This is a genomic window from Methylobacterium sp. 4-46 (assembly GCF_000019365.1).
GTDB lineage: Bacteria > Pseudomonadota > Alphaproteobacteria > Rhizobiales > Beijerinckiaceae > Methylobacterium.
On the sequence record NC_010511.1, the window covers coordinates 1,027,490 to 1,043,010 of the forward strand.

Below are 15,521 nucleotides of genomic sequence, written 5' to 3' on the forward strand. Positions count from 1 at the left end.
GCAAGACCTCGTCGCGCACCAATCCTCGGTACTCCTGCGTCGGGCCGGGGGCGCAGCGGCCTGGGGGCGGCGCCCGGCGAGCCCTTGCCGAAAGATCCCGCCTCGGTCAGGGTGACGGGGGCGCGCTTTCCAGGGGCCGGACCGGCCGCCGTCCCGCTCAGGCCGGTCCGCGCATCGGGCGCCCCCGCATGACCGGTCGGACCATGAAGACAGACGCCACCGAGCCGACGCCGCGGCCAGTCCGGGCCGCGCTGGACCTGGGCTCGGCCTGCCATGCGGGGCGCGTGCGCGAGTTGAACGAGGACCGTTTCCTGCTCGCGCCGGAGAGCGGGATCTTCGCGGTGGCGGACGGGATGGGCGGGCACGCGGGCGGCGAGGTGGCGAGCACCGCGGTGGTGGAGGCCCTGGCCGCGGTCGGGCCTGCAGCCTCGGCGGGGGACCTGCTCACCGCCCTGAAGGCGCGGCTCGCCGCCGCCAACGCGGACATCCAGAAGGTTGCCCGGGCGCGCGGCGCCGTCGTCGGCACCACGGTCGCGGTGCTGCTGATCCACGCGCCGCACTTCGCCTGCCTGTGGTCGGGGGACAGCCGGATCTACCGGGTGCGCGGCGGGGTGCTGGCCCAGCTCTCGCGCGACCACACCGAGATCCAGTCCCTGGTCGAGCGGGGGGTGATCACCCCGCAGGAGGCGCAGACCTGGCCGCGGCGCAACGTGATCACCCGGGCGATCGGCGTGCAGGCCCAGCCCGAACTCGACCTCGACCACGGCCTGCTGGAGGCCGGCGACCTGTTCATCCTGTGCTCGGACGGGCTCACGCGGCACGTGGAGGACGGCGAGATCCTGGCGGCGGCCTCGGGCCCGGAATCCGGCAGCGCCCAGGGGCTCTGCGACGCGCTCCTCGCCCTCACCCTGCACCGCGGCGCGGCCGACAACGTCACGGTCGTGGCCGTGCGCTATCTCGGGCGTCCCGCCGACGCCCCGGCCGACTCGCCCGCCGCCTCCGGGCCGCGCCCACCGGAGGGCCCGCGCGCATGAGCGAGGAGACGGTCTTCCTCCCGCCGCAGTCCCGGTCCTTCATCGCGCCCGGCACCCGCCTCAACGACATCTACGTGATCCGCAGCCTGATCGCGGCCGGCGGCATGGGCGAGGTCTACCGGGGCGAGGCGCTCGCCACCGGCGACGCGGTGGCGATCAAGGTGATCAAGCCGGACCTCGCCCGCAACGCCTCGGCGCTGGCCCTGTTCCGGCGCGAGGCCTCGGCCCTGCACAACCTCCACCACGAGGCGATCGTCCGCTACTTCGTGTTCTCGATCGACCCGAAGCTCGAACTCCCCTACCTGGCGATGGAGTTCGTGGACGGCGTGTCGCTCTCCGACCGGCTCAAGGAGGGTCCCCTCGACGGGCCGACGCTGCGGCTGCTGCTGCGCCGGCTCGCGGCCGGGCTGCAGGCCGCGCACGAGCTCGGGATCATCCACCGGGACGTCTCGCCCGACAACGTGATCCTGCCGGGCGGCAACGTGGCCCGCGCCAAGCTGATCGATTTCGGCATCGCCCGGGCGCCGAGCACGGACGGCACGGTGATCGGCGGGGGCTTCGCGGGCAAGTACGCCTACGTGTCCCCCGAGCAGCTGGGGCTCTACGGGGGCGAGGTCACCCCGCAATCGGACATCTACAGCCTCGGCCTGCTGATGGCGCACGCGGCGCGCGGCCGCGCCCTCGACATGGGCAGCAACCACGTCGACGTGGTCGAGAAGCGCCGGCGCGTGCCGGACCTGACCGGGATCGAGGAGCCGATCCGCGGCCTGCTGCAGGCGATGTTGCAGCCCAACCCGAAGGACCGGCCCGCCGACTTGGCGGCGGTGGCGGCGCTGGCCGCGGCCGAACCGGCCGCCCCCCGGCGCCTGCCCGTCGCGGTGCTGGCCGCGGCGGGCGGGGGCGTGGCCGCCACCGCCGCCCTCGCGGCGCTCGCCTTCGCGGTGCTGCCGGCGCGCCGGGCGGAGGCGCCGCTCACCACCCCGGTGCCGCAGGTGGTCGGCCCGGCCGAGCCGGTGGTGACGCCGAGCGTGCCCGCCCCGCCGACCGAGCCCTCCTCGCGGGCCGATCCCTCCTCGCGGGCCGAGCCCGCGCGGCCGCCCTCGGCCACGAAGCCGCCGATCATCGCCCTGCCCGACCCGGGCGAGGATCCGGACGCGCCGCCCGCATCCCCCCGGGACCCCCGGCGCGAGCCCCCCGCCCCTCCCCCGCCCCCGGCCGTGACCACGACCGCCGAGGAGGTGGAGAGCTTCATCCGCAAGTACGACGGGGGCGACTGCTTCTTCATCACGCCGGTGACGACCCAGCCGCCCGACATCACGGTCGACGCCTTCGGGCGCTCGACGCAGCCCTTCCGGGATTTCGACCAGGCGTTCAAGAACGCGCTCGGGATCGAGTCGCAGATCACCCTGCGGCAGGTGAGCGAGGCGCAGTGCCCCGTCGTCGCCTTCCTGGCGCGCCACTACCCGCAGCGCGACGCGCGCGCGGCGAGCATCACCATCACGCAGGACCTGCTCCACAGCGGGCAGGACCTCGTCGGCACGGTCGAGACCCGCGGCGACCGCGCGGTCGACCTGCTCCTCGTGGCGGATGACGGGCGGGTGACCAATCTCAGCCGCTCCGCCAAGCGGACGGGCGAGACCCTGCGCTTCTCGCTGCGGATGGAGGGGAGCGGCGTGCCGCGGCCGCAGCTCGTGGTGGTCGTGACCAGCCAGAAGCCGCTGACGAGCGTGCGCTCCGGGATCAACGGCCGGGCCGAGCAGCTCTTCCGGCAGATCGGCGACGAACTCGACCGCGATCCCCGTCCGGCGGGGATCGCGGTCGCCTATTTCAAGCTCGGGAGCTGAGATCCTCCGGGCCGTGATCCTCTGGGCCGTCCGGCCCGGGGGCGCTCACGGCATCCGGGTCATCAGGCGCAGGCCCTCGATGTCGAAGCGCGTGAAGGGCCGCACGCCCGGCGCCAGCGCGCGCCATCCGGCGGGAGCCGCCGGGGAGGGAGCGAAGACCTCGTCCGCGAAGGCGAGCTGCATCCGGCGCTCCGCGCGGGGATGGACGAAGGCGCATTCCTCGGGCGACAGGCCCCGGCACGGCGAGGCCTCGGCCGGCAGGGCCGCTGCGAGGGGCGCCACCAGGGCGAGGGCCGACAGGACCGGGGCAGCACGCAGCGTCATCAAGTCTCTCCATCCGTCTCGGGTTCGGCGAGGATCGTTCGGTCGTCGTGCCCCGAGATGGGCTTCCGAACCCGCCGATGCAAGATAAGGCCCCTCCGTTCTGGACCTACTGCTAGGCTAAGACTGTGCGCCCGCGCACCTGAACGCGGGATGATCGCGGTTTCAGCCGAGTTCCGGCGCGACCGGAGGAGCGCGAGAGAGCCTCGCCGTCTCAGTTGCGGCTCGCGACCTGCGGCGCCGACATGTTGACGGCGGTGACGCGGCGATTGGCGGCCGCGTAGGGGTTGGCGGCCTCCTTCAGGTGGCTCTTGCCGAAGCCGACGCCGATCAGGTTGCCGGCCGCCACGCCGTAATGCCGGACGATGTAGTCCTTCACCGCCCGGGCGCGCCGCTCCGAGAGCCGCTGGTTGCCGCGGTCGCTGCCCTTCCCGTCCGTGTGGCCGACGATGAGGATCGTGCTGTCGCGCAGTTCCGGGCGGGCCAGGCTGGCGCCGAGCGCGCTCACCTGCGCGAGCGCGCCGTGGCCGATCTTCGAGGAATTGTACGCGAAGGGGATGTCGAGGGCGATGCTCTGCTTGTCGGACGAGAGCGCGGCGAGCCGGTCGCGCTCGGCCGCCGACAGGGACGACCGGTTGCGCAGGGAATCCAGGAAGACCTGCTCCTCGCGCCCGCCGCGGTCCGGCACGACCAGGGTGAGGCTGCGGGTCTGGGGCCGCGGCATCAGCGCGCGGACGATGTCGTCCTCGGTCACGGTCTGCGCGCGGGCCCCGCCGGACCCGAGAAGCAGCGCGAGCGCGACGAGCGGACCGAACCCGGAAGGGCTCCGACGAGGGAACGCGACCATGGCTTTGCCTCAAGCAAGAGTGATCTGCGATCACACCCACGGACGCCGAGCACGGTGGCCCCTCCCGATGCGTCAAGCAGAGCGATGCAGAGCCGATGTTGTCCGATACAGAATCACGGCCAACCTGCCAAGCCCGCAAATGCCCGCACAATCTCTCCGGTCGGACCGGTCCCCAACAACTCCGCGCGAGCCTCCGCAAGTCCCGCATCCCGGTGATGTTCCACGCAGGTCGGGGGACGGCTGTGCGCCAGCGCACGGCCGGGGAGAAGCGGCCGGCGGGCGCGGGACTCGTCCCGGCCGCGGGGGCCCAACGAGAAAGGCCCGGCGGAGCCGGGCCTCTCGTTCGTCGCGCCGCGCGGGCTTGGCATCCCAAAGCCGCTCGATCCCTTCGGGATGGCGGCTTTGGGCTTCGCTCAAGCGCCGCGCGGGCTTGGCAGACGCCGTCCGGACGGATCGTCCGGCCGGACGTGATCCTCCGGACGGCGGATCAGAAGGTCGAGAACTGGTAGCGGATGCCGGCGCGGCCGCCGCCGCCGACGAGGTCGCCGCCGATCCGGTAATCGCCCCGGATGAAGCCCGACAGCCCGGTCTTGAGGTTGAAGAAATTGATCGAGGCCTGGACCTCCCCGCGCACCTTCCCCTCTTCCCGCAGGCCGGTCACCCCGGTGATCCCGTTGAACGCGCCCACCGTGCCGGTCTCGGTCAGCACGCTGTAGACGTAGCCCGTGATGCTCGGCTCGATCCGGATGTTGTCCTCGACCATCTCGGTCCCGATCCGCGCCCCGATCCGGCCGCGCAGGGCCTCGCCGTCCCGCAGGGGGACCGCCCCGACCGCCAGCGCCGGCGTGCGGTCGAACACCGTCGAGACGTATTCCAGGCCCGCCGTCGGCTCGACGTAGATGTTGTGCTCCAGCGGCACCCGGTAGCCGACATTGGTGGTGAAGTTGTAGTTCTGCAGGCCCGTGCGCTGCACCACGCCCGGCGCCCGGATGTCGAGGCCGAGCAGGTCGACCTTGAACAGCGCGTCCCAGAACCAGGGGCCGTTCAGGTAGGTGCCGTAGACGCCGACCGTGCCGCCCTCGTAATCCTGCCGCCCGGCATTGCGGTTGAGGTCGACGCCCGCCAGCGTGTAGCCGCCCATCACGCCGAGGATCAGGCCGTCGTCGGGCTTGGTCAGCCCGCTGATGACCACGTCCGTGCCGCCCAGGAAGCCGCCCGAGACCTGGCTGTAGCCGAGGTCGCGGGTGAAGTTGAGACCGCCGAAGGAGAAGTTGCTGAAGCCCGAGCGGCTCTCGATGTCGCCGTAGGCGCGGGCCCAGATGGCGGGCCGGGTGGTGGTCTGCGGCGCGGGCTCGGCGAGCTTGGGGGCGATCGGGTCCTTGGTCACGAGCGCCGAGTAGGCCGACAGGCCGTTATACTGCATCGCCTGCGGGATGGCGGTCTGGCCGGGCGCCGCCTTGAGGCTGTCGCGGACCTGGGTGAGCCGGTCGAGCACCGCCGAGCCGCCCTGGAAGGCGATGGTGCGGGCCGCGATCACGGCCGTGGAGGCCGAGAGGCCGACCGCGGTCGGCACGGTGCCGAGGGCCACGGAGGTGCCGCCCTGGCCGGTGGTCGCGACCAGGATCGCCTCGAGGGTGCCGAAATTCTGCGCCCCCGCGAGCGTGAAGGCGTTGGCGGCGCTGGTGCCGGTGACCGTGACGATCGGCGAGCCCGTGGTGAAGGGGACGGCCCCGGTCAGGTTGGTGACGGTGACGCCGGTCGTGCCGGAGGCGTTGCCGTTGATGATCAGGCGGTCGCCCGTGCTGGTCTGGGTGTTGAACTCCGCCAGCAGGCGCCCGTTCTGCCCGACGTAGTTGCCGTTGATGGTGAGCGTGTCGCCCGCCCGACCGTTCACGAGGCTGATCGTGCCGGCATTGACGAAGCTGGTGCCCTGAGTCTGGCTGCCGATGCTGCTGGTGCCGGTGGCGATGAGCAGGCCCGAGCCCTGGTTCTGGAACCCCGACAGGTTCTGCAGGCTGGTCGAGGCGAGCGAGATCCCGCCCGCGTTGGTGATCGTGCCGCCGCCGAAGCTGCTCGCGCCCGTGACGTTGACGCGGCCGCTCGCCGTGTTGGTGAAGGTCGAGCCGCTCGACAGGGCGAGGGAGCCGGTCAGCGTGCCGGCATTGGTCACCTGGCTGGCCACGGCGCTCGCCGCGGTCGTGATCGCGGCGCCCTGCACGTCGATCGTGCCGAGGTTGGTGATCGTCAGGGGTCCGGTGGCGGCGCCCGTCGCCGGGAGGCCGGGGACCGAGCTGAGCACCGCCGCGTCGATGCCGTTGGCGCCCGCGATGGTGCCGTTCGCCCCGTTCTCGATGCTGATCGCGCCGCCGGCGCGGGCGAAGATCGCCGACGGATTGGCGTTGGTCTGGAGGAAGCCGGCGATCAGGGTCGGCAGGCCGGTGGCGGGCGGGCCCGAGGCGGTGGCGGACTGGGTCAGCGCCCCCGCGTTGGAGATCACGAGCGGCGCGACCGCGCTGCCGCCCAGGATGCCGAACTGGCCGTAATTGACGGTGCCGGTGTTGGTCAGGGTGACGGTGCCGGTGAAGCCCCCGCCGACGAGGCCCGCGTAGGACGCGTTGAGGGTGCCGGAATTCGACAGGGCGGTGGTGGTGCGCGACGAGCCCGAGATGCCGAGCGGCGCGGTGATCGTGCCGGAATTCGCGACCGTGAGGGCGCCCCGGTTGGTGTCGGCCTGGATGCCCGCCGTCGCGGCCGTGATCGTGCCGGCGCTGGTGACGCTGCCCGCGCCCGTGCCGGAGCCGCTGTCGATCTGGATGCCGGCGCCGCCCGGCGCCGTGATCGTCGCCGAGGCGTTGACGTTGATCGCGACGCTGCCGGCCGGGCTCGCGCCGGTGGTCGCGGCGGTCGGCATCACCAGCACGGCGGCCGCGTTCTGCGGGCCGGCGATCGTGGTGTTGTCGAGGACGTTCAGGGTGAACTTGTCGAGCGGGGTGTAGAAGATGCCGCCCGTGTAGGCCCGGTTGGGGCCGCAATTGGCGATCTGCGTGGTCGAGGCGTTGTCCCCGGGCTGGCAGACGTTGGCCAGCATGACGACGCCGTTGCGGACCGGGAACAGGAACTGCCCGGGGACGCCGTTGTTCGAGCCCGCCACCAGCGAGTTGGGCCCGCCATCGATGAGCGCGCCGTTCACGAGGGAGCCGGGGAGCTCGAAGTAGCTGCCCGCCGCGCCGGTGCCGGCGGAGTAGCCGGCCGAGGCCGAGGTGCCGCCGAGCCCGTTCGTGCCGCCGCTGGCGTCGCCGGTCTCGAACTGGATGCGCTGGTAGTTGAAGTAGATGTCGAAATTGCCGCCGCCCGTATCGGCGCGGCTGGCCAGGACCAACTGGAAGGTGTTGGTCTTGTCGGCATGGTTCGAGAAGTAGCCGACCGAGGGCCAGGTCACCCCGAAGGCGGTCTGGCCCGCGTAGGTGCCGGTGCCGTAGGAGGTGATGCCGCTCGCCGGGTTGCGCGTGTCCACGTCGGAGAAGAAGGGCGCGATGATCGGCGCCCCGCGGTAATTGGCGCCGAGGCCGACCGGCGTGAACGTGCTCAGGGGCGTCCCGAACGTCACGTTGCCGTTGTTGTTGACGTAGAGCGACGAGTAGGTCGTGCCGAAGAAGTTGGCCGTGAAGGGCAGCGCCACCTCGCCGGTGGAGCCGTCGTCGTTGCGGGCGAGCTGATTGGCGTCGAAGCCCGGCACCACGCTCTGCGCGTAGGCCGCGCCGGCCAGCACCGGAAGCCCCGCGAAGGAGACGCCGATCATCAGCAGGCGCTTCATCCGCGCAAGGCCGCGCGCGCGGCCCGTTTCGTACCCCAGCGTCACCATCCCGCACCCCCGAACACGTCCCAGCGAGCCGGTCGGCGGGTCGCGCCCGCCCCGGCCCATGCCCGCCCCTCGCGGCGGCCGGCCCGACCCCGATCCCCGTCGGCGGCCGGTCCGGCGCGTGATCTCCGTCCGAAGACGCACATCAGGTCAGGCCTCTCGATCAGCATAACGGTCACGCTCGGCCAGCGTCTATTGCTAGACTGCCCGGCCGAGCACGCGAAACAACTCCGTTGCCGGGATGCCACAGCCGGCTTCCTCGCCACTGATTCGTTTCGAGTACAGCTGGCGATGAGCGTAAAGAGTTTCTTGCGAGATCGGCGCTCGACTCTGACCGGTATTCGTCCGATGCGGCAGATCTCGTTCCGGCCGGCGCCGGTCGAGCGAGGGATCTTGAGCGCATCAGAACCGGAACGGGATCGGTCGCGACGCGGATCGACTGGAGGCTGTTGTGGACCGGAGACGGGCGTTGTGTCGCGTCAGCGACGTCCGGCCCTGGCCAGCACGATTCCTGTCCCGGGTCGATCACGGCCTCTCGCCGGCCAGCGCGCGGCCGAAGGATTGGACGAGGCCGGCTTCGAGCTTGCCATCCATGCTCTGCAGGATGGTCATGGCCTCCCGCATCGGCATCGGCGTCTTGTAGGGACGGCGCTCGGTCAGGGCCGCGTAGATGTCGCAGATCGTCATCAGCCGCACCCCGTCGCTGACCGCCGCGCCCGCGAGCCTGTCCGGGTAGCCGGACCCGTCGAGGAACTCGTGGTGGTGGCGGACCACGTCGAGGGTGAAGGCGTCGCACTCGCCGCCGGCCTTCAGGATGTCGTGGCCGAGCGCCGCGTGGGTGCGCATCACCGCCGCCTCGTCGGGCGAGAGCCGGCCGGGCTTGGTGAGGATCGGGAGCGGGATCCGCGCCTTGCCGACGTCGTGGACGAGGGCGGCGCGCACGAAGCGCTGCTGGTCGTCGCGCCGGAAGCGCAGGTGCAGGGCGAATTGCGCGGCGAGGCCCGCCACCAGCAGGCAATGCTGGTAGGTGGCGTCGTCGTGCGTCCAGACCGTGTCGAGCCAGCGCGCCAGCCCGCCCTCCCGCACGGCGGTCAGGATCGGGGTCAGGCCCGCCTCGACGGTCTGCATGCGGATCCGGCTGCCCGCGCGCGCCTCCGCGAGCAGGCTGGTCAGCGCCTCCCCGGCCCGCGCGACGCCCTGGACCACCGCCGCCTCGCCCACCGGGCCGAACGCCTCGAGCTGGTTGAACAGGGCCGCCACCACCGTGTCGGGCGGCACGTAGGCCGGCAGGCAGACGGTGGCGCCGAGCGTCTTGGCGTGGCGCAGGGATTCCGTCGAGGTGCGGCGCAGGAGCCCGATCACCGGCAGCGCGCGGCCCCGGTAGCGCTTCTCCAGGGCCCGCAGGCAGGTGGACGCCTCGGGCCGGGTCAGGGTCAGGTCCGCGACCACGCCGATCAGCGCGGCGTCGCGGGTCCAGCGCTCGTCGGTCCCCACCACCTCGCAGCGCCCGACCGATCCGAGCGCCCGCGCGAGCGCGGCGCTGCGGTCCGGCCGATCGGTGACGAGGACGATGGTTCCCTCCGGCATGGAGGCACTCCCGACGGAACGGCCGCGACCTTGTCCGGTCGGGTATACTCCTAGTTCCGAAGAAATCGCTTACGGGATCCTCGAAGATCCGGCCCAGTCGGGGCGGGCGGCGCGGATCGATCAGATCACGCCCTGCCCCACGGGAGACGGGCGGCGCGAAGCCGGCTCAGTTCAGGGCCTGGCCCTCCCCGACGCGGATCGGCCGGACGAGGTCGCCCTCGCGCACGAAGGGGGCGGCGCGCACGACCACGAGGTCGTTCTCGGACAGGCCGCTGCGGATCTCGACCTCGTCCTCCGAGAACAGCCCGACCGCGACCGGGCGCGCCTCGATGTGGTTCTGGCTGACGACGTAGACCGTGGTGCCGTCCTGCCCGCTCACCAGCGAGGAGAAGGGCACGGCGATCCCGCAGCTCTCGCCGACCGAGACGGTGCCGCGGGCGTACATGCCGAGCCGCGCCTCGCCGATCGCGCTGAGCAGGATGCGCACCTGCCCGAGCTGGCTCGCCGCATCCGTCGAGGGGGAGACCAGCCGCACCCGGCCGCTGATCGGGCCGAGGCCGAGGGGCTTCACGGTCACGGGCTGGCCCGGGGCGATCTTCCCGAGCGCCGTGATCGGCGCGTCGGCCGCGAGTTCGATCTCGCCCTGCCCGATGATCACGAAGAGCGGATCGGAATGGGCCGGGGCGGGCCCGCCGATCGTGGCGGTGCTGCGGCCGACCACGCCCGCGACGGGGGCGCGGATCGGGATCGGGGTCGGGTTGACCGAGCCGTCGTCGGGGACGAGCTGGGCGAGGACCTGGTTCTGCCGCACCTCGTCGAGGGGCCGGACGGCGACCTGCTGCACGCGCAGCCCGTCCCGCTCGGGGCGGATCTGGACCTCCTGGCGGGCGGCGAGCACGCCGGTCACGTCGACCCGGTCGTCGAAGCAGCGCCGCTTGGCCGGCGCGACGCTGACGGCGAGGCCGGCGCTCGGCGCCGTCTCGGCCGCGACCGGGCCGGCGAGCGCCGCCCACAGCAGGGCCGCGAGCGCGGGCGCCGCGCGACGCGGCAGGCGATGGATGGGACGACGCGACACGACCTCGCTCCTCTCTTCGACGCGGCAACGGCCCGGGGCGGCGCCCGCCGGGCCGGGACGCGGCGGAACCGCCCCGGGCGGTTCCGCCGACACTTCTCGCTCTCGCATCATCCCCACCGGCGCGGGCTGACGCGGCGCCGGACGAGGGCGCGGGCGGGACCGGCCCTCACGGCCGCGCGCCCGGACGGGCGGGACCCGGCCGCAGGGGGGCGCGCGATCCCCCGCCGCCTCCGCCGCCGAACAGGGATTCCAGCATCCCGCCGAGCGGGTTGGCCTTGCCGCCCTCCAGCATCTCCGACCCGAGGGCGCCGAGATTCGACAGGGTCTGCCCGTTCAGCACGGCGCCGAGATCGACGCTGACCTGCGGCGCGTCCCAGGAGCCGCCGATGAGCACGGGCAGGCTCACGTCGAACAGCTTCGGGAGCGCGCGGGCGGCGGTGCGCGTCAGGCGGGGCTCGATGCGGAAGGCCAGGGTGCGGGCGGAGAGGTCGATGGTCCCGGTCCCCCTGGCGGTGACCAGGGGACCGGCGAGGGCGAGGTCCTGGGTCGTCGCCCGCCCGTCCGCGATGCGGAACCGGGACGAGATGCGGTCGAAGGCGGTGGCGTCCTGGCTGCGCAGCCGCGGATCGGGGGAGAGCTGCTGGGCGACCGACTGGACCACGCCCGGGATGTCGATCCCGGTGAGGCGCCCGTTCTCGACCTGGATGGCCGCCTCGCCCGAGAGGGATCTGGCGAGTTCGGCCTGGCTGCTGCCGCTCGCCTTGAGGTCGATGGTGGCGCCCGCCGTCCCGTCGAGGAGCGCGAAGCCCGAGGCGGCGGAGAGGAGCGGCAGGCTGCGGACCTGGGTGAGGTCGAGGTGGAGCGCGTGGCGGGGCGGCGCGCTCCCGCGCGCCTCCCGGGCGATGTCGGACCTGAGCGTGGCGCGCACCTGCCCGCCCGCGAGCCCGCCCTGCGTCAGGGCCGCCTCGATCCCCCCCTCCGTGAGCTTGCCGTCGAGGAGCGCCTCGGTGAGGGAGAGCCCGCCCGCCCGCAGGGCGCCGAGGCGGATCCTGGCGCGGCCGTCGAAGCTGCGCAGCAGGGCGGGATCCAGGGACGCGTCCCCGAGTCCCCCGGCGGCCGGGAGGTCCAGGCTGCCGCCGGCGAGGTCGATCCGCACGAAGGGCTTGGCGGTGAGGTCGACCACCACCGCGCCCGTGAAGGGCACGGCGCCGACCTGGGCGGAGAGGCGCGCCAGGGTCAGGGCGGCCCCGTGCAGGGCCGCGTCGGCGCGGCCCTCAAGCGGCTCGGCGCCGAGCCCGGGCACCCGGCAGCTGAAGGTCAGGGGCGCGCTCTCCCCCTCCTCCGGGGGCGCGACGGACACGTCGCAGCGCGCCGCCCCGCCGCCGGTGCGGCCCCCCGCCTTGACCTCGTACCCGCCCGCGCGGGCCAGGGCCTCGGCGGAGAGATCCTCGACGGAGGCCACGACCGTGTCGCCCTTGACGAGGAGGAGCGCGCCCCCCGTCACCCGGACGCGTTCGGGCCGCGGCCCGGCGGACCCGGCGTGCCCGGCGTGCCCGGCGGGGCCGGCCTGCTCGCGCGCGGGATCGGGTGCGGGATCGGGATCCGGTGCGGCGCCCGCTGCGGCTGCGGCGCCCGCGGGCGCGCCGGCGCGCCACCACTCGGCCGGCCAGCGCAGGACCGGGCGCTCGACCTCGATCGCGGCGAGGTCGCGCCCGGCGAGGAGGTCGAGGGGCGCACCGGTGACCCGCAGGCTGGCGATGTCGAGGCTCGCCGTGCCGACCCCCGGGTAATCCGTGCGGGTCCCGACGTCGCGCAGGACGACCGCAACGCGCGGCCACAGGGACAGGCTGGCCCCGCCCCGGACGGTCCAGGTCCGGCCGGTCTCGGCGGCGAGGCGCTCCTGCGCCGAGCGCACGATCATGGCCGTGCCGGACGAGGCCGCGACGCCGACCGCGAGGCAGCCCGCGGCGGCAAGCAGAAGGGAGAGGTTGCGCAGCTTCATCCTGTCCTCGCAACCCGCGGCACCGCGCGGGAAAGCAGAGCGCACTCTCCGCGCGAAATCAATCGGGCGGAACGACGTCCGCTCGTCTGATCGTTCGCGCGCTCGTCCGCGTCGTTCGCGCGCGCTCGTTCGCGCGCTCGTCCGCGCGTGCAGGCCCGCCGGCCGGGCGGGCCGCCGCGGGCCGATCCGGCGGGCAAGGGGCCGGCAGGAGAGTCCGGGCCCGGCGCGCCACCGTGCCCCGCCGCACGCGGCGGAGCCCCGTCTTCGACCAATCGCCCGCGCTCGCGGCAAGATCCTGTATTTTCTCGACTTTGGGTGAGCGGTAGCCCGTCCCGCCTGATCTCTCGCGGGTGCCCGGGCCCGGGGCCGTCGGACTGGTAAAGACCATGTCGAGACGGGAGACGATGTGTGCCGCGGCACTTGCCCGGGTTGGCCGGTGGCGTGTAGATTTGAGGCTATGAAACGGTCTCTCTCAGGATTTCTCGCTCTGCTGCTCACGCTGTGGGCAGGCATGGCCGTTTCGGCCCCGGCGGAGAAGCGCGTCGCCCTCGTCATCGGCAATGCCGCCTATGACAGTTTCGGCAAGCTGGCCAATCCCGGCAACGACGCCGAGGATCTCGCGGCCCTGCTGCGCAAATCCGGTTTCGACGTGATCGACGGCCGCGACCTCTCGCGCCGCGACATGGACCGGAAGCTCGCGCAGTTCTCGCGGCTCGCGACGGATGCGGACACCGCCCTCGTCTACTATGCCGGGCACGGTCTGCAATATCAGAGCCAGAACTACCTGGTGCCGGTCGACGCGCAGCTGCGGGACGGGTTCGACGTGCCGTTCGAGACGATCTCGGTCGAGTTCGTCATCTCGGCCCTCGACAACGCCAAGGGCGCCCGGATCCTGATCCTCGACGCCTGCCGCGACCTGCCCCTGAAGGATGTCGGCAACAACGCCGCCAGCCACGGCCTCGCGCGGGCGGTCGGCCGCAAGGGCCTGATCCTGGCTTACGCCACCCAGGCCGACAGCGTCGCCTTCGACGGCACCGGCCGCAACAGCTTCTTCGCGGGCGCGCTGCTGAAGGCCATGCAGGAGCCGGGCCTGGAGATCGGCCAGGTCTTCCAGCAGGTCGCCTCGACGGTGTCGGGCCTCACCAACGGCCGCCAGCTGCCCGAAATCACCCGGTCCTACCCGGGCGAGGTCTTCCTCAACCACGAGGAGACGGACATGCAGGCCTGGTCGCGGCTGCGCCGGAGCAACCAGCTCGCGGAGCTGCGCCAGTTCATCGCGAAGTACCCGAACAGCCTGCTGATCGACGACGCGATGACCCGCATCCAGCTGCTCGAGGCCCGGGCGACGCCCGACCGCAACGAGCAGCGCGAGCCCGCCCTGCCGCGCCAGGACATGGCCAGGGACACGGCCCGCCGCGAGGAGGAGGAGCGGCTCGCCGAGGTCGCCCGCCGCAAGCGCGAGGAGGAAGCCAAGCGCCTGGAGCAGGCCCGGCAAGAGACCACCCGTCAAGAGACCGCCCGTCTCGAAGCCGCGCGCGTCGCCGAGCAGGCCCGGCTCGCGGCCGAGGCGGCCCGGGCGCAGCAGGCCGCCAAGCTCGACGCCGAGAAGGCCGCGCCGACCGAGACGGCGCTGGCGACGGTGCCGACGACCTACACGGCGCTGCCGACCGGCGAGACGGCGCCGAAGCCGGCCGCCGCGGGCGAGGCGCCCGCCGCCGCAAGCGAGCCCGCCGCCGCGCCGGTGGTGAAGACCGCGTCCCTGTCCCAGCCCGTGGCCGAGGAGAAGGGCGTTTCCGAGCGGGTCGTGCGCGCGGTGCAGCAGCGCCTCGTCGATCTCGGCTGCTACCAGGGCCGGCCGGAATCGTCGTGGGGCAGGCAATCCTCGGAGGCGCTCGACCAGTTCTACCGCCTGTCGCAGGCGAGCGACCCGGCGAAGACCCGCGCGGTCAAGATCGTGTCGCACATGCCCGATCAGGCGACGCTGGACGTGCTCAACACCTACAACCAGCGGATCTGCCCGGTCTCGTGCCCGACCGGGTCGGAGCCGAAGGGCGAGGTGTGCGTGAAGATCACCTGCCCGACCGGGATGGAGCTCGACGGGAACGAGTGCCACCCCCGCCGCAAGTCGATCCAGGCGACGCTGCCGGCCGAGACGACCAAGAAGGCCCCGGCCGCCGCCGCGAAGGAGACGGCCAAGCCGAAGCTGGCCAAGCGGCCCGAGCCCCAGGACGAGGAGGAGCCCGTCCAGAAGCCCAAGGCCAAGGCCAAGGCGGCGCCCGTGGTGCGGGAGACGCCGAAGGCCGCCAAGCCGGTGGTCCGCGAGGCGGCCCGCCCGGTGGCCCCGAAGGTGAAGGTGGTGGAGCCGATCCGGGTCCGCGCGCCGGTCCCCTCCCTCGCCCGCACCCCGCGCTACGCGCCGGGCCCGGCGGCGGCCTCGGCGGCGCCGAGCTACACCCCGGCGGAGATCGGGGCCTCCCGGATGATGAGCCGGATGCCCTGACCTCCCCGCGATCCGCCAGATCCCCGCGCGGCGCCGGCCTCCCCGGCGCCGCTCTCGTTTGGGGCGCCGGCCGACCCGGCGGAGGGGGAGGGATCGGCGGCGCCTCGCGCGGTCCTCGGTGGGTTCGGTAGCGCCGTCCGAAGGCCGGGATCGGCTGCTCGGACCGCGAGATCCCGCCCCCGCTGTCCCGGACGCGGGACAGGCGATGACGGCCCTGGCCGATCTGCGTGCCGAACCGATCACCACCGATCCGCACGGCAGCCATCCGGCGCGGATCAGAACAAGACCGCCGAAATCCAAGGCAATGCCCGGGCGCGAGACGAGTCCGGACGGATCCGGCGGACACCGAAACGGTACGCGCTCGCCGCAATGAGCGAGGGGGCGGGATCGGTGGGCCGGCCGTGTCGGCGCGGAGCGGCCCCGCCCCGGTCGTCGCGGTGGAATCGGGCGTG

At 73.3% G+C, this 15,521-nt stretch carries 10 protein-coding genes; 4 read left to right on the forward strand and 6 right to left on the reverse strand.

Annotated features, from left to right (window positions below):
* Positions 1 to 203 precede the first annotated feature (203 nt).
* Both M446_RS04375 and M446_RS04380 read left to right on the forward strand, forming a co-directional pair.
* On the forward strand, positions 204 to 1,034 hold the full coding sequence (locus tag M446_RS04375) for a PP2C family protein-serine/threonine phosphatase (protein ID WP_012330878.1): 831 nt from the start codon (positions 204 to 206) through the stop codon (positions 1,032 to 1,034).
* Positions 1,031 to 2,878: a serine/threonine-protein kinase gene (locus M446_RS04380; RefSeq protein WP_012330879.1), complete on the forward strand. Its 1,848-nt coding sequence runs from the start codon at positions 1,031 to 1,033 to the stop codon at positions 2,876 to 2,878. The genes M446_RS04375 and M446_RS04380 overlap by 4 nt, the downstream gene beginning before the upstream one ends.
* A 45-nt stretch (positions 2,879 to 2,923) precedes the next feature.
* Here M446_RS04380 and M446_RS04385 read toward each other — a convergent pair whose 3' ends face one another.
* The 6 genes from M446_RS04385 to M446_RS04410 form a co-directional block, all read right to left on the reverse strand.
* Positions 2,924 to 3,202, reverse strand: coding sequence for a hypothetical protein (locus M446_RS04385; RefSeq protein WP_012330880.1), 279 nt, complete (start codon positions 3,200 to 3,202; stop codon positions 2,924 to 2,926).
* A gap of 211 nt (positions 3,203 to 3,413) precedes the next feature.
* Positions 3,414 to 4,046, reverse strand: coding sequence for an OmpA family protein (locus M446_RS04390; protein ID WP_012330881.1), 633 nt, complete (start codon positions 4,044 to 4,046; stop codon positions 3,414 to 3,416).
* 487 nt (positions 4,047 to 4,533) lie between these two features.
* Positions 4,534 to 7,908 (reverse strand): autotransporter outer membrane beta-barrel domain-containing protein, encoded by a 3,375-nt coding sequence (locus M446_RS04395; protein WP_265576525.1) that lies wholly within the window; start codon positions 7,906 to 7,908, stop codon positions 4,534 to 4,536.
* A gap of 522 nt (positions 7,909 to 8,430) precedes the next feature.
* Positions 8,431 to 9,492, reverse strand: coding sequence for an HD-GYP domain-containing protein (locus M446_RS04400; protein ID WP_012330883.1), 1,062 nt, complete (start codon positions 9,490 to 9,492; stop codon positions 8,431 to 8,433).
* 166 nt (positions 9,493 to 9,658) lie between these two features.
* A complete protein-coding gene (locus M446_RS04405) occupies positions 9,659 to 10,567 on the reverse strand; it encodes an efflux RND transporter periplasmic adaptor subunit (protein WP_012330884.1) in 909 nt (302 codons plus the stop codon).
* 166 nt (positions 10,568 to 10,733) lie between these two features.
* Positions 10,734 to 12,569, reverse strand: coding sequence for an AsmA-like C-terminal region-containing protein (locus M446_RS04410; RefSeq protein ID WP_012330885.1), 1,836 nt, complete (start codon positions 12,567 to 12,569; stop codon positions 10,734 to 10,736).
* Positions 12,570 to 13,080: 511 nt separating this feature from the next.
* Here M446_RS04410 and M446_RS04415 point away from each other — a divergent pair.
* Together M446_RS04415 and M446_RS37965 are read left to right on the forward strand one after the other, a co-directional pair.
* Positions 13,081 to 15,069, forward strand: a complete 1,989-nt coding sequence (locus M446_RS04415; RefSeq protein WP_150108571.1) for a caspase family protein — start codon at positions 13,081 to 13,083, stop codon at positions 15,067 to 15,069.
* A gap of 205 nt (positions 15,070 to 15,274) precedes the next feature.
* Positions 15,275 to 15,442, forward strand: a complete 168-nt coding sequence (locus tag M446_RS37965; RefSeq protein ID WP_157182251.1) for a hypothetical protein — start codon at positions 15,275 to 15,277, stop codon at positions 15,440 to 15,442.
* The last annotated feature ends 79 nt before the right edge of the window (positions 15,443 to 15,521 follow it).